Below are 19016 nucleotides of genomic sequence, written 5' to 3'. Positions count from 1 at the left end.
TACCACACAGATAGAGGCCGGATTGCTCCGGCCCCTACGTGCTGACTATGTAGGGGCCGAACGCCCGGCCCTCAGCGTTAATTAAATCTTGCAGGCGCCGCTTTCGCAGTCGTCGTCACCGCCTTTGGCCGGCAGAATATCTTCCTGAACGTCTTCGGCACCGTCACGGGTGTTTTGATAATACAGCGTCTTCACACCGAACTTGTAGGTGGTGAGCAGGTCTTTGAGCAGCTGCTTCATCGGCACCTTGCCGCCGGTAAAGCGGGTTGGGTCGTAGTTGGTGTTGGCAGAAATCGACTGGTCGATAAACTTCTGCATCAGGCCGACCAGCTGCAGATAGCCGTCGTTGCTCGGCATGTCCCACAGCAGCTCGTAGGCGTCTTTCAGACGCTCGTACTCCGGCACTACCTGGCGCAGAATGCCGTCTTTCGACGCTTTGATGCTGATATGGCCGCGCGGCGGTTCAATGCCGTTGGTGGCGTTGGAAATCTGCGAGGAGGTTTCCGACGGCATCAGCGCAGACAGCGTGGAGTTGCGCAGGCCGGTTTCCTGAATCTCTTTACGCAGCGTTTCCCAGTCGTAGTGCAGCGGCTCCTGGCAGATGACATCCAGATCTTTCTTGTAGGTGTCGATCGGCAGAATGCCCTGCGCATAGGTGGTTTCGTTGAACCACGGGCAGGCGCCTTGCTCCTGCGCCAGACGGTTGGAGGCTTTCAGCAGGTAGTACTGAATGGCTTCAAAGGTCTTGTGCGTCAGGTTGTTGGCGCTGCCGTCGGAGTAACGCACGCCGTGTTTCGCCAGGTAGTAGGCGAAGTTGATTACGCCGATACCCAGGGTGCGGCGACCCATCGCGCCGCGGTGGGCTGCGGTGATTGGGTAGTCCTGGTAGTCCAGCAGCGCATCCAGCGCGCGCACCGCCAGGGTTGCCAACTCTTCCAGCTCATCGAGGTTCTCAATGGCGCCGAGGTTGAAGGCGGACAGCGTACACAGCGCGATTTCACCGTTTTCGTCGTTGACGTCTTCCAGCGGCTTGGTCGGCAGGGCGATTTCCAGGCACAGGTTGGACTGGCGCACCGGTGCGATCTGCGGATCAAACGGGCTGTGGGTGTTGCAGTGGTCAACGTTCTGAATATAGATACGGCCGGTAGAGGCGCGTTCCTGCATCATCAGCGAGAACAGCTCAACCGCTTTCACGCGTTTCTGACGGATGCTGCTGTCCTGCTCGTATTTGGTGTACAGGCGTTCGAACTCGTCCTGATCGGCGAAGAACGCATCGTACAGGCCCGGCACGTCGGACGGGCTGAACAGGGTGATGTCGCCGCCCTTGATCAGGCGCTGGTACATCAGGCGGTTCAGCTGTACGCCGTAGTCCATATGACGCACGCGGTTGCCTTCAACGCCGCGGTTGTTCTTCAGCACCAGCAGGCTTTCAACTTCCAGGTGCCACATCGGGTAGAACAGCGTCGCTGCGCCGCCGCGTACGCCGCCCTGAGAGCAGGACTTCACCGCGGTCTGGAAGTGTTTGTAGAACGGGATACAGCCGGTATGGAACGCTTCACCGCCGCGGATCGGGCTGCCCAGCGCACGGATGCGGCCGGCGTTGATGCCGATGCCGGCGCGTTGGGAAACGTATTTCACAATGGCGCTGGAGGTGGCGTTGATGGAATCCAGGCTGTCGCCGCACTCGATCAGCACGCAAGAGCTGAACTGGCGGGTAGGGGTGCGCACGCCGGACATAATCGGCGTAGGCAGAGAAATCTTGAAGGTGGAAATCGCGTCGTAGAAACGTTTGACGTAGTCCAGACGGGTTTCACGCGGGTAGTTGGAGAACAGGCACGCGGCCACCAAAATATACAAGAACTGCGCGCTCTCGTAGATTTCGCCGCTGACGCGGTTCTGCACCAGGTATTTCCCTTCCAGTTGCTTCACCGCCGCGTAAGAGAAATTCATGTCGCGCCAGTGATCGATAAAGTCGTTCATCTGCTCGAACTCTTCGACGCTGTAGTCTTCCAGCAGATGCTTATCGTATTTACCCATTTCAACCATGCGCACCACGTGCTCGTGCAGCTTCGGCGGCTCAAACTGGCCGTAAGCCTTTTTACGCAGGTGGAAGATCGCCAGGCGCGCGGCCAGGTATTGGTAATCCGGCGCGTCGCGCGAGATCAGATCGGCGGCCGCCTTGATGATGGTTTCATGGATATCGGCGGTTTTGATGCCGTCATAAAACTGGATGTGTGAACGCAACTCTACTTGAGACACCGAGACGTTGTGTAAACCTTCCGCGGCCCAGTCGATGACCCGGTGGATTTTGTCGAGGTTGATGCGCTCTTTACGCCCATCGCGTTTAGTTACAAGTAGACTTTGGTTCATTTTTACCTGTCCGTGTGATTCCCCTATATGCAGAAGTGTAGTCGCTCTGCTCAGTATGTAAACACTATATATAGGGGGTGTTTATTAATGGGGTAACAAGATAGTGAGAAAGCCGGGGGTTTGCAAGTGAACAAAATGGCCCGATTTTGTGGATAACTTGGGGGTGAAATGTGAGGTTGCGTTGCCAGTGCGCGCCGTATCTGGCCCGAAGGATTGTCAATAAGCGCGATAAGATTTTCCTCTGATTTACAAAAATTTGATCGATTGCCGATTTCTTAAACGTTAGATAAAAACGGCATATTGATCGAACTTAATATGATTAAAAACAGTTTATATAGCGTTTTCAGTACCAAAGCGGAAAAACTGCAACATTGCGGGCGCAGCGCTTGACACGCCGGACGTTATCAGACCACGTCCGGCGCGGGATGACGGCGCTCAGCCGGCGTGCTGGGTATGAACCATATAGTTCACGTCAACGTTGCGGCCCAGCTTGAAATGGTCGGTGATCGGGTTGTAATGCAGGCCGATCATGTGTTTTTCCCGCAGCGGCGTGCTATCCACCCAGCGGATAAGCTCGGAAGGGCGGATAAACTTCTTATGGTCGTGCGTGCCCTGCGGCACCATCTTCAGAATATATTCGGCGCCGACCACCGCCATCAGCCAGGCTTTGGTGTTGCGGTTAATGGTGGAGAAGAAGACGTGGCCGCCCGGCTTGACCAGCTGCGCGCAGGCGCGCACCACCGAGGCCGGGTCCGGCACGTGCTCCAGCATCTCCATACAGGTGACGACGTCGTATTGCTGCGGATGGGCTTCGGCATGGCTTTCCACCGTTTCCTGGATGTAGTTGACGGCGACGCCGCTTTCCAGGGCGTGCAGCCGCGCCACCTGCAGCGGTTCCGCGCCCATATCCAGGCCGGTGACCTGCGCGCCTTCGCGCGCCATGCTTTCGGCCAGAATGCCGCCGCCGCAGCCGACGTCGAGCACTTGCTTGTCAAAGATGCCGTCGGCGCGCTGCATAATGTAGTTCAGGCGCAGCGGGTTAATGCGGTGCAACGGTTTGAATTCACCTTCCAGATCCCACCAGCGTGAGGCGACGGCTTCGAATTTGGCAATTTCCTGATGGTCGACGTTGGCGGCGCGGCCGGATGATTCAGCATTCATGGGCGTGTTGGGCTCCTTGTTCTCTTTGCGGCGGATTATACATGTTCTGCCGCCTCACTGTCGCCGTCGGCGCATTTTTGCCGACAAAGGCGGGTATATTTTTCCCGTAAAGCGCGCTTTGTGATATAGTTTTACACCTTTGGCACTATGCCAGGGCAGATGAATCATTCAGTATGAGGGATAGCAGCTCCATGAGCGACCTTGCCAGAGAAATCACACCGGTAAACATCGAAGAAGAGCTGAAAAGCTCGTATCTGGATTATGCGATGTCCGTTATTGTCGGACGTGCGCTGCCGGATGTTCGCGATGGGTTAAAACCGGTGCACCGCCGCGTGCTGTACGCGATGAATGTACTGGGTAACGACTGGAATAAACCCTATAAAAAATCCGCCCGTGTCGTCGGCGACGTGATCGGTAAATACCACCCGCACGGTGACAGCGCGGTCTACGACACGATAGTGCGTATGGCCCAGCCGTTCTCACTGCGCTATATGCTGGTGGACGGTCAGGGCAACTTCGGTTCCGTTGACGGCGACTCCGCCGCGGCGATGCGTTATACCGAAGTGCGCATGTCGAAAATCGCGCACGAACTGCTGGCGGATCTGGAAAAAGAAACCGTCGACTTCGTGCCGAACTATGACGGCAGCGAGCAGATGCCGGCGGTGATGCCGACCAAGATCCCCAACCTGCTGATCAACGGCTCCTCCGGTATCGCCGTAGGTATGGCGACCAATATTCCGCCGCACAACCTGTCTGAAGTGATCAACGGCTGTCTGGCCTATATTGATGATGAAAACATCAGCATCGAAGGGCTGATGGAACATATCCCGGGGCCGGACTTCCCGACCGCGGCGATTATCAACGGCCGCCGCGGCATTGAAGAAGCCTACCGCACCGGCCGCGGCAAGATGTATATCCGCGCCCGCGCCGAAGTGGAAGCGGACGCCAAAACCGGCCGCGAAACCATTATCGTTCATGAGATCCCGTATCAGGTGAACAAGGCGCGGCTGATCGAAAAGATCGCCGAGCTGGTGAAAGACAAACGCGTGGAAGGCATCAGCGCGCTGCGCGACGAGTCTGATAAAGAAGGCATGCGCATCGTGATCGAAGTGCGCCGCGACGCCGTCGGGGAAGTGGTGCTGAACCACCTCTACGCGCAGACGCAGATGCAGGTGACCTTCGGCATCAACATGGTGGCGCTGCATCAGGGGCAGCCGAAACTGCTGAACCTGAAAGACATTCTGGAAGCCTTTGTGCGTCACCGCCGTGAAGTGGTGACCCGCCGTACCATCTTCGAGCTGCGCAAAGCGCGCGAGCGCGCCCATATCCTGGAAGCGCTGGCGGTTGCGCTGGCCAACATCGATCCGATTATCGAGCTGATCCGTCAGGCGCCGACGCCGGCGGAAGCGAAGGCCGGACTGGTGGCGAAGCCTTGGGAACTGGGCAACGTGGCCTCCATGCTGGAGCGCGCCGGCGACGACGCCGCGCGTCCTGAGTGGCTGGAGCCGGAGTTCGGCATCCGCGACGGTAAATACTACCTGACCGAACAGCAGGCTCAGGCGATCCTGGACCTGCGTCTGCAGAAGCTGACCGGCCTGGAACACGAAAAACTGCTGGACGAATATAAAGAGCTGCTCAACGTCATCGCCGGGCTGATCTTTATTCTGGAAAGCCCGGAACGTCTGATGGAAGTGATCCGTGAAGAGCTGGTGGCGATCCGCGATCAGTTCGGCGACGAACGCCGTACGGAGATCACCGCCAACTCTTCCGATATCAACATCGAAGACCTGATCAATCAGGAAGACGTCGTGGTTACCCTGTCGCATCAGGGGTACGTCAAGTACCAGCCGCTGAGCGACTATGAAGCCCAGCGCCGCGGCGGCAAGGGCAAGTCCGCCGCGCGGATTAAAGAAGAAGACTTTATCGACCGTCTGTTGGTGGCCAACACCCATGACACCATTCTGTGCTTCTCCAGCCGCGGCCGTCTGTACTGGATGAAGGTCTACCAGCTGCCGGAAGCGAGCCGCGGCGCGCGCGGGCGTCCAATCGTCAACCTGTTGCCGCTGGAAGCCAACGAGCGTATCACCGCGATTCTGCCGGTGCGCGAGTATGAAGAAGGGCGTCACGTGTTTATGGCGACCGCCAGCGGCACCGTGAAGAAAACGGCGCTGACCGAGTTCAGCCGTCCGCGCAGCGCCGGCATCATTGCGGTTAACCTCAATGAAGGCGATGAGCTGATCGGCGTCGATCTGACCGACGGCAGCAACGAAGTGATGCTGTTCTCCGCCAACGGTAAAGTGGTGCGCTTCCCGGAATCTCAGGTACGCTCCATGGGCCGTACCGCCACCGGCGTACGCGGCATCAACCTGGGCGACGGCGACAGCGTGGTGTCCCTGATTGTGCCGCGCGGCGAAGGCGATATCCTGACCGTCACGCAAAACGGTTACGGCAAACGCACCGCGGTCACCGAGTATCCGACCAAGTCGCGCGCGACTCTGGGGGTTATCTCCATCAAGGTCAGCGAACGTAACGGCCAGGTTGTCGGTGCGGTGCAGGTGGAAACCACTGACCAGATCATGATGATCACCGATGCCGGCACGCTGGTGCGTACCCGCGTCGCGGAGGTCAGCGTGGTGGGCCGTAATACCCAGGGCGTGACGCTGATCCGTACTGCGGAAGACGAAAATGTCGTCGGTCTGCAGCGCGTGGCCGAGCCGGTTGAAGATGAAGAGCTGGACAGTCTTGAGCCTGGCGAAGTGCCGGAAGAAGACGCAGCGCCGCTGGATGACGGCGACGACGGCGATGCCGCCGCTGACGATGCGGACGGCGAAAACGCCTGATCCGCAGGGGATTCCCCGTCGGCGAAAGTGATGAAAACAGGGCCTGGCAGCGATGCTAGGCCCTTTTTCAGATATATGGTTTAATTGCATCAGATTTCCCGGCGATAACCCGCGCGCAAGGCGTGCGTTACCCTCTCACTTTTGTATGGTATCCGATTGAAATACTTGGCCTCTTTCCGTACCACGCTCAAAATTTCCCGCTACATGTTCCGGGTGCTGGCCGTGTTGCTGTGGGCGCTGGGCGCGCTGCTGAGCACGTTCTATATTCTGAATATCCTGCACGATAAAGAGTCCGAACTGCGGCAGGAATATAACCTGAACTTCGACCAGGCGCAGGGCTATATCCGCCATTCGGCGGATATCATTCGCGATATCAAATACATGGCGGAAAACCGGCTGAACGGTTCCGTCAGCAGTCTGGATATTCTGGGCGGCATTTTCCCGGGCAAGAGCGCGCCGCCGGAGTTTTTCCCGCTGTACCCGGAGTCAAACTGCTCGCTGAACACCAACTACCGCAGCTCCCTCGATTCGCTCAGCAGCCTGATCCAGTATTGGAAAGAGAACTTTGTTGCTGCTTACGACCTGAACCGGGTGTTCTTTATCGGCGGCGACAGCCTGTGCATGGCGGAGTTCGGCAAGGGCAACGACGTGGCGGACCGGGAAAATACCCTGAAATCGCTGCATGAGCGCATTCTGACCTACCGCAACGCCAAGAATCAGGATAAAGACAGCAACCTTTACTGGATAAGCCCCAGCCAGCAGCGGCCGGACGTGGGGTATCTGTACGTGCTGGCGCCGATTTATATCGGCAATAAGCTGGAAGCTATGCTGGGCATTGAGCAGACCATCCGGCTGGAGGACTTCGTCACGCCGGGCACGCTGCCGGTCGGCGTCACGTTGCTGGATGAAAACGATCGGCCGATACTGCGGCTGACCGACGGCGAGCGCTACGCATCGGCGCTGAGCAGCTACCCCGAAGAGCACGCCTATTTTGGCTACGTGGACAGCTATCATGATTTGATCATGAAAAAAGCGCTGCCGCCGTCGTCGCTCAGCATCGTCTATTCGCTGCCGGTCAAGAGCGTGGTTGAACGCTTTAAAATGCTGATTCTCAATGCGGTGCTGCTGAACCTGCTGTCGGCCATCGTGCTGTTCACCCTGGCCTGGCTGTTTGAGCGCAAAATGTTCCTGCCGGCGGAGGAGAACGCCTTCCGGCTGGAGGAGCATGAGCAGTTTAACCGCAAGATTGTCGCATCGGCGCCGGTGGGCATCTGTATCCTGCGCATCAGCGACGGCACCAATATCCTCAGTAACGAACTGGCGCACAACTATATCAACATGCTGACGCATGAGGACCGCGACCGCATTACGCGCATTATCTGCGAGCAGCAGGTGAATTTTGTCGATGTGATGACCAGCGACAACAACAATCTGCAGATCAGCTTCGTGCACTCCCGCTACCGCAACGAGGACGTGGCGATCTGCGTGCTGGTGGATGTCAGCGCGCGCGTGAAGATGGAGGAGTCGCTGCAGGAGATGGCGGCGGCGGCGGAGCAGGCCAGCCAGTCGAAGTCCATGTTCCTGGCGACGGTCAGCCACGAGCTGCGCACGCCGCTGTACGGCATTATCGGCAACCTTGACCTGCTGCAGACCAAGGTGCTGCCGGAAGGCGTCGACCGGCTGGTCAACGCGATGAACAACTCATCCAGCCTGCTGCTGAAAATCATCAGCGACATTCTGGACTTCTCGAAAATCGAATCCGAACAGCTGAAGATTGAGCCGCGCGAGTTTTCCTGCCTGGAGGTGATTACCCATATTGCCGGCAACTACCTGCCGCTGGTGGTGAAAAAGCGCCTGGGACTGTACTGCTTTATTGAGCCGAGCGTGCCGGAGCGCATTTCCGGCGATCCGGTGCGTCTGCAGCAGGTGCTGTCGAACCTGTTGAATAACGCCATCAAATTTACCGATACCGGCTGTATTATTTTGCAGGTCTGCGCGCAGAACAATTACCTGACCTTCAGCGTGCGCGACACCGGCGTGGGGATCCCGGAGAAAGAGGTGACCCGGCTGTTTGACCCGTTCTTCCAGGTGGGGACCGGCGTCCAGCGTCACTTCCAGGGCACCGGGCTGGGGCTGGCGATCTGTGAGAAGCTGATCAACATGATGGACGGCGATATCGCCGTGGAGTCCGAGCCGGGGCTGGGCAGCATGTTCTCGGTCCGTCTGCCGCTGTTTAACGCGCAATATCCGGCGCCGCAGCCGAGCGACGCCTGGCAGGGCAGAACGCTGTGGCTGGACGTACGCAACCAGCGGCTGGAGCAGTATCTGCTGGCGCTGCTGGATGCGCGCGGGGCGACGGTCGTGCGTTACGAAGGCCGGGCCACCACCTCTGCCGACGTGCTGCTCAGCGATTACGATCTGCAGCTCAATACGCCGCTGCTGGCGCAAATCTATTTCTCGATTGAGCATATCGGCCCGTCGCAGGAGCTGCATCCGGGCTATTGGCGGCACAGCACCTCGACGCCGCGTGAGACTATCGGCCTGCTCAACCGGCTGTTCGGCCTTGAAGAGGGCAATGCCAAGACGCTGATGCCGCTGCCGTCGCCGAGTAAAACCAGCGGCGTCGACAATGGCGATATCCGCCTGCTGGTGGTTGACGACCATCCGATTAACCGCCGGCTGCTGTCCGACCAGCTGACGTCGCTGGGGTATCGGGTGGTCACCGCCAATGACGGCGTCGATGCGCTGGGGGTGCTGAACCATGAAAGCGTGGACATCGTGCTGACCGACGTGAATATGCCGAATATGGACGGCTACCGTCTGACCCAGCGGCTGCGCGAGCTGAACTTCACCTCGCCGGTGATTGGCGTGACGGCCAATGCGCTGGCGGAAGAGAAGCAGCGCTGTATCGAGGCCGGCATGGATAACTGTCTGTCCAAGCCGGTAACGCTGGAAACGCTGGCGGAGACGCTGGCGATCTATTCCGCCATCGTGCGCAAGCAGAATCAGGATACGGCGCAGGAAGACGCGGAGTAGGGCAGGCGGCAGGGATAAAAAAACGGGGCCGTTCAGGCCCCGTTTTTGTTTCAGGATGGATTAGTCTTTATCCAACTGCGTCATACTGACGGAAGAGAGATAGTTGAGCAGGGCGATGTCGTTGTCGACGCCCAGCTTCATCATGGCCGATTTCTTCTGGCTGCTGATGGTTTTGATGCTGCGGTTCAGCTTCTTGGCGATTTCGGTGACCAGGAAACCTTCGGCGAACAGGCGCAGCACTTCGCTCTCTTTCGGCGACAGACGTTTGTCGCCGTAGCCGCTGGCGCTGATCTTCTCCAGCAGTTTCGCCACGCTTTCCGGCGTAAACTTCTTGCCTTTCTGCAGCGCCGCCAGGGCTTTCGGCAGGTCGGTCGGCGCGCCCTGTTTCAGTACGATGCCTTCGATGTCCAAATCCAGCACTGCGCTGAGGATGGCCGGGTTGTTGTTCATGGTCAGCACGATGATCGACAGCTGCGGATAATGGCGCTTGATGTATTTAATCAGCGTAATGCCATCGCCGTATTTGTCGCCGGGCATGGACAGGTCGGTGATCAGTACGTTGGCGTCCAGCTTGGACAGACTGTTGATCAGCGCTGTTGAGTCTTCAAATTCCCCAACGACATTCACCCATTCAATTTGCTCGAGTGACTTCCGGATGCCAAACAGTACGATAGGATGGTCATCAGCAATAATTACGTTCAGGTTATTCATGTAGTTGGTTACCTTGCTGCAGCAGTCTACTGACGAAAAAATCAATCTGACTGATGTTGTTCTCGATCTTAAGCGCATCACCGTCAGCGATGTGCTGTTCTAGCGATTCACACAGTTGCTTGCCGGGAAGCAAGTTTAACATGGCAAACACCCCTTTCAGGCGGTGAGCGGTTTGGGACAGCGCCTCAAAATCACTGCTGCCCGCCTCAGTATACAGTTTTTTGACGTCATCGGGTACTGTGTCGATAAACAAGCCATAGTAATCACTTGATTTCAACTGTTTTTCATACAGTTGGATGTCATCTGCGCCGATTTCCCGCACGGTTTCAGGCTGATCCAGCGCCGCCATCTGCTGTTCGATCAGCAGCAGGATAGCGTCGATCATTGCGCTGCCGAGGTTGTAGTTAACGCGGATATAGCGCTTGTTCAACTGCTGCCAGCCGTTTTCGTCGCTGCTGAGCAGCAGGGTGTAGTCGTCGGCCCGCTGCGGGTTGTCGGTCAGCAGTACGTCGTAGTCGCGGTTGATTTTCCGCTCGTCGGCGATAATGCAGTCGGCGCCGTAGGCCTGCAGCAGGCGGGTGACGATGCCGCGGATTTCGTCGGACGTCACCTCCAGCAGGGCGGTGACGCCGTCCAGCAGTTTCTCCTGCTCTTCCTCATCCTGACGCTCCAGCGCCATCGGCACGCGGATGGTGTAACGGGTGCCGATATCGACCTTGCTGCGGATATCCAGCTGGCCGTTCAGCTTTTTACACAGCTGGTTGCACAGGAAAAACGTCAGGCCGGAGCCATGGTCGAAGCGGTCAACCAGCGTCTGGCTGAGGAACGGATAATTCAGGTTGCTGATCTCTTCGTTGGAGATGCCCGCCCCGGTGTCATTGATATGGAACACCAGCTGCTCCGGACGCTCCGGCTCGTGGTTGACGACGACGGAGATCTTGCCGTAGGAGGTGGTGATAATGGCGTAGCGGATCAGCAGCGACAGCGCCTTGCGCAGCGCGTTGGCATCGCCGATATAGGTTTGATTGACGTCGAGCTGATAGTGGTTGAACAGCGCCAGGCCCTTGCGGTTAAGCGCCGGCAGCACCTCTTTGAGCAGTTCGTCCACCAGCGCGGCCGGGCTGAACGGCTGGCTGGCCGGCTGCCAGTCCTGCGTTTCCAGCCGGGTGAGCAGGGTGATATTGTCAATCAGCGCCAGCACCGACGACGACTCGTCAAACAGCTGCTCCACCAGCTGCTGTTGCTGCTGCGGATCCGCCTGGGTGCGCAGCCGGTCGGCCATATCGTGGATCTGCTGCATCGGCTGGTTCAGCTCAATGCCGAGGTTATGCAGCATCAGCTTGCGCGCCTGCACGTTTTTATCGTATTCGCGCCGCGCCTGCTGCAGGCGTTTGTTGACCATCACCTCTTTATCCTGATCGTTGAGCAGGAACAGATAGGTTTCCGGCGCCAGCTGGCTGCGGAAGATGCGTATTTCATACACCTCATTGTTGACCGTCGCCTGGATCACGCCGTGGTGCTGCTGCGCCATATGGGCGATTTTCTGCAGGCTGAGGTGCGGCAGCAGGTGCTCGGCAATCTTGTTGCTGGCGATCACCGTATTGCTGGCAAAGTCATACACCAGCAGCCCCGAAGGCAGGCTGGCGATAATTTCCTGATTGAGTGCGCGCTCGGCGTCCAGCTCGTCGGCCAGCGTTTCGCTCGGCTGAATATACTGGTGACGGATAAAATAGATGGCGATCAGCGACAGCATGAACAGCACCAGGTTGGTCACCAGCAGCCACATGTTGTTGCGCAGCAGGTCGATGGCCAGGCTGAGCACCGATACGCGGTACACCATATTCAGCGGCGCGTTGGGCAGGCTGGCGCTGAATTCGACCCAGCTGCCTGACAGCGTTGCCTGCGGGCCGCTGGGTGCGCTGGCCGCATTGTCGTCTTCGCTGCCCGCCAGATCGGCGCTGTCATCGACCGGCTGCAGCTCGAAGTTGGCGCGCGCCATATTGAACGGAATGATGTCGTTGATCGGCAGGTCGAAGGCGATCACCGTGGCCAGATGGCCCGGCTGGTTAAAGGTGGTGCGGATGGAGAACGAATAGGCGTTCTGGAAACGCTGTTTGCGCAGGGTGGAGAAGCTTTCACGCTCGTCGAGCATATTGGCCTGCTGTAGCATTTCGGTGCGGCGATCCTCGGCCGAGTTGGTCAGGTAGCTATCCCGGAAGCGTGACGTCAGATCCTTCAGCGATTGGGTGGTCACCAGGCTCAGGCTGTTATCCTGCCCGTTCAGGTAGTACATCGCGTAGTTTTCGGTATTGGCGCCCCAGCGGTTATCCAGATAGTCGGAAATATTGGCCATCATCGTCAACGTGTTGGCGTCATGATTGCCAAAAATTACCGCGTCGGTCTTTATATACGGCTTATCGACGTAGTAGACGTCCGGGCGCAGGCGTGTTTCCATCACCGCCGGCCCTTCCTGCGGCATCGGCGTATTGCCGAAGCGCTCATAAACCTGCTCGGTGACATAGCGGTAGATATCCACGCGCTTTTGCAGACTTTTGACGATGGTATTCAGCGCCGATTTTTTGTCGCTCAGGTAGGCATTGGTGTAGTTGTAGCCATACAGGCCGAGGCTGACGAACAGCAGCACAATAAACACCAGAAAACAGCGGATGATATTGCCGGAACTGATGGTCAGTTGTTGATTTTGCATAGTCGACGCAGCGTCCTGAGTTAACGGGTAACGGCTTTGGCGCTGGCGGTTACCGCCAGCAGCAGCACGGTGACGCAGCCGAAGGCCACGGTCAGACTGGAGACCTGGGCGATAAAGCCGATCAGCGCCGGTCCGGCCAGAATGCCGGCGTAGCCGAGGGTGGTGACCGAGGCGATCGCCAGATTGGCCGGCATATCATGCTGGTTGCCCGCCGCGCTGAAGAGGATTGGCACCACGTTGGAGGCGCCCAGCCCCACCAGCATAAAGCCCAGCAGGGCGATCGCGGCGCTGTCGCAGACCACGGCCAGCGCCAGCCCCACGGCGGCGCACAGGCTGCCGAGCAGCAGCATCTTATAGCGCCCCAGCGCGTTGACCACCCGGTCGCCGTTCAGCCGGCCGATGGTCATGGCGATGGAAAACAGCGCATAGCCCAGGCCGGCCTGGCTGTGCTCGACGCCGCGCAGCGTCGTCAGAAACAGGGCGCTCCAGTCCAGCATCGAGCCTTCCGCCAGAAACATAATAAAGCACAGCGCGCCGATAAACATCACCCAGCCGCGCGGCAGAACGAACAGCGGGCCGCCGTCCTGCGCATCGCTGTCGCGCAGCAGGTTTTTCTGCGCCAGCGCGAGCAGCAGCACAATGGTCAGCACCGTAGCCAGTACGGCGGCAAGCGGGCTCAGCCCCAGCCACAGCAACAGGCTGACGCCGCCGGCGCCGGCGATCCCGCCGACGCTGAAGAAACCGTGAAAGCCGGACATCATCGCCCGGCCGCTGGCGCGTTCGACAATCACCGCCTGGATATTCATCGCAACGTCAATCATGCCGATGGCGGCGCCGAACAGCAGCAGCGCCAGCCCCATGCCCGGCGTTGAATCCATCAGCACCAGCAGCGGCAGATCGATGCACAGCGCCAGCCCGGCCAGCAGGATCACGCGCCGGCAGCCGAGTTTACCGGTCAGCAGTCCGGTCAGCGGCATCGCCAGCAGCGAACCGGCGCCGATGCACAGCAGCAGTAAGCCCAGTGAGCCATCATCCAGGTTCAGACGGAGTTTAGCGAAAGGCACCAGCGGCGCCCAGGCCGCCATGCCGAGGCCGGAGACAAAAAAGGCGATGCGGGTGGCTATCTGTTCGGGAATGCCGGGCTGCTGCTGTTCGGTGCACAAAGTGGATGTCATGTGGGCATCAAGGATCTGTTAGAAAGCGGGTGGCTGTAAGTCGTGCTGTGTTTTTATCACAAAGCGCGATCGGGGTCGAAAACATTTGCGCACGCCTCGGCCTGTACGCCGGCTTTACGCACCAGCCACAGGGCGATCAGCTGCAGGATATAGCGCCGCTGCTGTTCGCTGAGTACCTGTCCGGCGGGAATGGCGTGCCATTTGGCCAGGCAGCCGCGGCAGCAGGTGGCGGTGGCATGCTGGGCGACAAACACCGGGTGGCCGCGCATCGGCGTCTGTTTACCGTCGTTTTTCGGCCACGCGTCGGCCAGCCGCCGGTCGATGAAATCGCGGGCATGGCTGAGGATCACGGCGATGCCTTTATTTTCCAGGTAGAGCCGGTCCTTATCATTCAGGCGGAATTTGGCGCGGAACGGAGAGGTCTGCAGCCGCTGCCACTGGGTATCGAGTTGAGAGCGCATACTGGTTTGCCGTCAGCAATAATCACCCGGCTAGAATAACAGATTTTATCTCGGGCGACGAACGGTTGCCGGCGGGGATATTGAATGGTTATCTGGTCAATAATTAAGCCGGAAGTGTTTATTTATTTTCCAGCTATCAAGGTGTAGACCAAAATAAAGAAAACGTTTAGCGATAAGTGCGGAAATTTAAATAGGCAATTATTTCTGTAAGTGATTATTTCTGGTCGGATAGTTTGCATGATGTCGCGCGGCGGAGGCAAAAACGGCAATAAAAAACCGGCCCGGGGGCCGGCTGTAAAGTACAGGGATTATCATTACGATAATGAAGGTAATAATGAAAATAATGATGATAGCAGGTGAATTATAGTGGCTGTTTGCGACAGGTATTTTGACAGTATGTGCTTATTGATCGCTATTTTTGTATGGAATTCTACATTAGTTTAAGGTTTTGTATAACTAAGTGAATTTATTCAATTAAATTCATTTTTTGTCTTTAAATGCGCTATTTTGTTTGTCGGTAAGTTTTTGTGAAAGTTCGCCGGTATTTACATTTTGCAACCTTTGTTTGCGCCGTAGAAACACTATCGGACACTTGGTATCATTTTCTTTCTGGATTAATATAAACCGTGTTACCAGAATGGTAATGCACAGTCGTGCTAATAATGCTCAAAAGGGCAGTGGCCGTAGCTCGACATAATTAACGAGGATAATAACGATGAAACTTCGAGTACTCTCCCTGATTGTACCTGCCATGCTGGTTGCCGGCACCGCAGGCGCAGCGGAAATCTACAACAAAGACGGTAATAAACTGGATTTGTTCGGTAAAATCGATGGTCTTCACTATTTCTCTGACGACAATGGCACCGATGGCGACCAGTCTTACCTGCGTTTCGGCCTGCGTGGCGAAACCCAGATCAGCGACCAGCTGACCGGCTACGGTGAGTGGGAATATCAGGTTCAGCTGAACAAGACTGAAAGCGAAAACGACTCCTTCACCCGTGTCGGCTTCGCCGGTCTGCGCTTTGGCGACTACGGCTCACTGGATTACGGCCGTAACTACGGCGTACTGTATGACATCGGCGCCTGGACCGACGTCCTGCCGGAATTCGGCGGCGACACCTACGGTGCGGACAACTTCCTGTTCCAACGCTCTAACGGCGTGCTGACCTACCGTAACAACGACTTCTTCGGTCTGGTTGACGGCCTGAACTTCGCCCTGCAGTACCAGGGTAAAAACGACAGCGCTACCGAATCCAACAACGGTCGCGACGTGCTGGCGCAGAACGGCGACGGTTACGGCATGTCTGCTACCTACGATCTGGGCTACGGCATCAGCGCGGCGGCGGCTTACTTCTCTTCTGACCGTACCAACGAGCAGAATGGCTATAACAACCCGCGTATTCTGGGCAGCGGCGACAAGGCTGAAGCCTACAGCGGCGGCCTGAAGTATGACGCTAACAACGTCTACCTGGCGGCGATGTACACCCAGTCTTACAACGCTACCCGCTTCGGCAGCCGTGGCAGCTCCGCTTATGGCTACGCCAACAAAGCGCAGAACGTTGAACTGGTTGCGCAGTACCAGTTCGACTTCGGCCTGCGCCCTTCCGTGGCTTACCTGCAGTCTAAAGGTAAGGATATCGAACGCGGCTACGGCGATCAGGACCTGATGAAGTACGTTGACGTGGGCGCGACCTACTACTTCAACAAAAACATGTCCACCTACGTTGATTACAAAATCAACCTGCTGGACGACAACGACTTCACCAAAGCCGCCGGTATCAACACCGACGACGTGGTGGCGCTGGGTCTGGTTTACCAGTTCTAAGCTTCAGGTTGTTTTGCATAACGCGGCCTTCGGGCCGCGTTTTTTTTGCCTGCCGTCTGAGCACGGATTGCTAGCCCGCCCGAACCGCCCCGGCTAGGCTTGCTGAGTAACCCTTACTCAGGAGGCTCTATGCCGCTCACCCTTGAACGCATCATTGAAACGGCGCTGTACGTCAGCGACATGCCGCGCGCCAGCCATTTTTATGAAACCGTGTTACGGCTGCCGGCGATGGTGGCCAAAGAGCGCTTTCGCGCTTACAACGTCGGCGGTCAGAACGTGTTGCTGCTGTTTATCCGTGGCGACGGACGGCAAGGGTTCCGCGAAGAGGCCGGCTATATACCGCCGCATGACGGCAACGGCCCTTATCATCTGGCCTTTGCGGTCAGCAGGGCGCAGCTGCCGCAGTGGGAGCAACGCTTAAGTCAGCACGGCGTGGAAATCGAAGGGCGCATGCGCTGGCCGCGCGGTGCGGAAAGTCTCTATTTCCGCGACCCGGATGGCCATCTGCTGGAATTGGCGACGCCCGGACTGTGGGATAATTATTAAATATCGTCGCGGCGTTTGATTAATAAAAATAAACGAACGGGGTAGGGAAGGCGTAATTAATAAATACGGCAAACCCTACCTTAATAAATTAAAGTATAAACGTGGATTTAATATTATTGGCGTTAATATTTTTCGGTGGAGCGCGCGTTTGATAGGGCTGGAATAATCGGCGGATAACCGGAGCGGGAATAATAACGGCGCTAATCGTGCCGGCGGATAATGGGGCGTGGAGGAAGGGCGGCAGCGTAATCTGCAGCGGCGGACTATGGTGGAACAGGCTGCAGTAACCGCAAAAATCGCCGCTGTCTTCGTCCATCATGCCGGCGGCGTGGTGCCGCGAAGCGGGGGCGTCGTCGGCCTGATGATGCATCATCATCATGTGCTCGCCCATCGGCATATTCATGCCCATCATACTGTTATGCTGCGAGTTTTTTGCCAACTGTGCGGAGATTAACGGCCCGGCAAACACCATCAGCATGGCAAACAGACCCAGCCAGGCCAGCGTGCGTATTGAGTGCGTTGACAGTTTCACCAGTATTCGGGCCCTTGAGCAGTGGAAAGCGCGGCATGTGATGCCGGCGCCAGTGTAACATCATTCACAAATTGCCAACACCATTAGAAAATTATTTGTTAATTAAAAATAGATCGGATAAATTCCCCCAGGCATTAAATTCACCTGTGGAAAATAATAATGACTGAACGCGTAAACGCGCTGCCTTCGGCTACCCAAAATATGCGCCGGCGGGTAACCACTCGCAGCTGGTTTATTCCCTTGATGATGCGCCTGCATTTCTATATTGGCGTATTTGTCGGTCCCTTTTTACTTATTGCCGCATTAAGCGGAATTTTTTATGCCCTGACGCCGCAGCTGGAATCTTACTGGTACGCCGAGCAGTTGTATAACCACAGCAGCGGACAGCCGCAGACGCTACAGCGGCAGATTGCGGCCGCACAAACGCAGGCGCCGACGGAGGCGCAGCTGTCCGCCGTGCGTCCGTCGCCGGCAGACGGCGAGAACACGCGGGTGCTGTTTAACGTCGATGGGCTGGCGTCCGGCGAACGTCTGGCGGTGTTTGTCGACCCCGTCACGCTGCAGACCCACGGCGCGCTGGCGGTGTACGGCACCAGCGGCGTACTGCCGCTGCGCACCTGGCTGGATCAGCTGCACCGCAGCCTGCTGCTGGGGGAAGTGGGCCGCAACTACAGCGAGCTGGCGGCCTCCTGGCTGTGGGTGGCGGCGCTGGGCGGGCTGATTCTGTGGGGGGCGCGCAAACGCGCGGCGCGGCGTCAGCGCGGCGTGCGCGCTCTGCACCGGCAGCTGGGGGTACTGCTGTCGCTGGGGCTGCTGTTTTTCTCGATTACCGGCCTGACCTGGTCGAACTGGGCCGGCGATAATATCAGCGTGCTGCGCCATCAGTTCGGTTGGGCGACGCCGTCGCTGTCCACCGCGCTGCACGGCGGCTCTCATGACGCAATGGACGAGCATGCGGAGCACCGCGGCCATGTTATGGCGCCGGACGAGGCGGCGCCGGCGCTGGATACCGGGCTGTACGACCGGGTGCTGCAGCAGGCGCGCGCTGCGGGCATTGATGCGAATAAAGTAGAGATTCGGCAGCCGCAGGGCGCCGGGCAGGCCTGGTCCGTCAGCGAAATCGATCGCAGCTGGCCGACGCAGGTCGATGCGGTGGCGGTGGATCCGCATACCCTGGCGGTGACCGACAGCGTACGATTTGCCAGTTTCCCACTGGCGGCCAAACTGACGCGCTGGGGCATCGATCTGCATATGGGCATTCTGTTCGGCCTGGTTAATGAGCTGGTGCTGGTGGCGTTTGCCGTCGGGCTGGTGGCGATGGTGATCATGGGCTATCTGATGTGGTGGCGCAACCGGCCGACGCGGGCGGCGGAACGCGCGCCGCGCTCGCCGCTGATGCTGCTGCGGCGTACGCCGAAGGGGCCGCTGGCGCTGATTTTACTGGTGACGCTGCTGCTGGGGTACAGCCTGCCGGTGCTGGGGGCCAGCATTGTGCTGTTCCTGCTGGCCGACGTGCTGCGCTACGCTTGGCTGCGCCGGCGGCAAGCCGATTAACGCTGCTGATGAATCATCCGGTTAAAATAGCACCCAGTGTTAAAGCGCAGTTTGTGGAAAAACCTTTCGCCATCTAGACTTAGAAGACAATAAACGCA

Annotated in this window: 12 protein-coding genes; 5 read left to right on the top strand and 7 right to left on the bottom strand. The window is 57.8% G+C overall.

Features of this window, described 5'->3' with window-relative positions; genetic code table 11:
• Nucleotides 1-81: 81 nt before the first annotated feature.
• Nucleotides 82-2370, bottom strand: coding sequence for a class 1a ribonucleoside-diphosphate reductase subunit alpha (gene nrdA / locus I6G83_RS22875; protein WP_054306823.1), 2289 nt, complete (start codon nucleotides 2368-2370; stop codon nucleotides 82-84).
• A gap of 435 nt (nucleotides 2371-2805) precedes the next feature.
• Complete coding sequence (ubiG, locus tag I6G83_RS22870; protein ID WP_054306822.1) at nucleotides 2806-3531, bottom strand: bifunctional 2-polyprenyl-6-hydroxyphenol methylase/3-demethylubiquinol 3-O-methyltransferase UbiG; 726 nt, start codon at nucleotides 3529-3531, stop codon at nucleotides 2806-2808.
• 191 nt (nucleotides 3532-3722) lie between these two features.
• Between ubiG and gyrA the strand changes: the two genes are divergently transcribed.
• Nucleotides 3723-6371 carry a DNA topoisomerase (ATP-hydrolyzing) subunit A gene (gene gyrA / locus I6G83_RS22865; RefSeq protein ID WP_054306821.1) on the top strand — a complete coding sequence of 883 codons (2649 nt, stop codon included), beginning with the start codon at nucleotides 3723-3725 and terminating at the stop codon, nucleotides 6369-6371.
• A gap of 156 nt (nucleotides 6372-6527) precedes the next feature.
• On the top strand, nucleotides 6528-9407 hold the full coding sequence (gene rcsC / locus I6G83_RS22860; RefSeq protein ID WP_054306820.1) for a two-component system sensor histidine kinase RcsC: 2880 nt from the start codon (nucleotides 6528-6530) through the stop codon (nucleotides 9405-9407).
• Nucleotides 9408-9467: 60 nt separating this feature from the next.
• Here rcsC and rcsB read toward each other — a convergent pair whose 3' ends face one another.
• Genes rcsB through I6G83_RS22840 form a run of 4 tightly spaced genes read right to left on the bottom strand, consistent with a single transcriptional unit; the run spans nucleotide 9468 to nucleotide 14461 of the window.
• Entirely contained in the window at nucleotides 9468-10118 is a 651-nt protein-coding gene (gene rcsB / locus I6G83_RS22855) for a response regulator transcription factor RcsB (protein WP_015673123.1), read from the bottom strand.
• Complete coding sequence (gene rcsD / locus I6G83_RS22850; protein WP_054306819.1) at nucleotides 10111-12825, bottom strand: phosphotransferase RcsD; 2715 nt, start codon at nucleotides 12823-12825, stop codon at nucleotides 10111-10113. Before rcsD ends, rcsB begins: the two co-directional genes overlap by 8 nt.
• Before the next feature lie 20 nt (nucleotides 12826-12845).
• A complete protein-coding gene (locus I6G83_RS22845; protein ID WP_054306818.1) occupies nucleotides 12846-14000 on the bottom strand; it encodes an MFS transporter in 1155 nt (384 codons plus the stop codon).
• Nucleotides 14001-14056: 56 nt separating this feature from the next.
• On the bottom strand, nucleotides 14057-14461 hold the full coding sequence (locus tag I6G83_RS22840; RefSeq protein ID WP_054306817.1) for a DUF4186 domain-containing protein: 405 nt from the start codon (nucleotides 14459-14461) through the stop codon (nucleotides 14057-14059).
• Nucleotides 14462-15176: 715 nt separating this feature from the next.
• Here I6G83_RS22840 and I6G83_RS22835 point away from each other — a divergent pair.
• Nucleotides 15177-16286, top strand: coding sequence for a porin OmpC (locus I6G83_RS22835; RefSeq protein WP_062779039.1), 1110 nt, complete (start codon nucleotides 15177-15179; stop codon nucleotides 16284-16286).
• A 129-nt stretch (nucleotides 16287-16415) separates the two neighbouring features.
• A complete protein-coding gene (locus tag I6G83_RS22830; protein WP_054305182.1) occupies nucleotides 16416-16832 on the top strand; it encodes a VOC family protein in 417 nt (138 codons plus the stop codon).
• 88 nt (nucleotides 16833-16920) lie between these two features.
• Here the strand turns inward: I6G83_RS22830 and I6G83_RS22825 are convergent, their stop codons facing one another.
• Complete coding sequence (locus I6G83_RS22825; protein WP_054305181.1) at nucleotides 16921-17364, bottom strand: DUF2946 domain-containing protein; 444 nt, start codon at nucleotides 17362-17364, stop codon at nucleotides 16921-16923.
• A 159-nt stretch (nucleotides 17365-17523) separates the two neighbouring features.
• On the opposite strand from I6G83_RS22825, the gene I6G83_RS22820 reads away from it, so the two are divergent.
• Nucleotides 17524-18918 carry a PepSY-associated TM helix domain-containing protein gene (locus I6G83_RS22820; RefSeq protein WP_054305180.1) on the top strand — a complete coding sequence of 465 codons (1395 nt, stop codon included), beginning with the start codon at nucleotides 17524-17526 and terminating at the stop codon, nucleotides 18916-18918.
• Nucleotides 18919-19016: the final 98 nt, after the last annotated feature.

The organism is Serratia rubidaea (assembly GCF_016026735.1).
GTDB classification, from domain to species: Bacteria; Pseudomonadota; Gammaproteobacteria; order Enterobacterales; family Enterobacteriaceae; genus Serratia_B; species Serratia_B rubidaea.
This window is presented reverse-complemented; position numbering and strand designations above follow the sequence as displayed.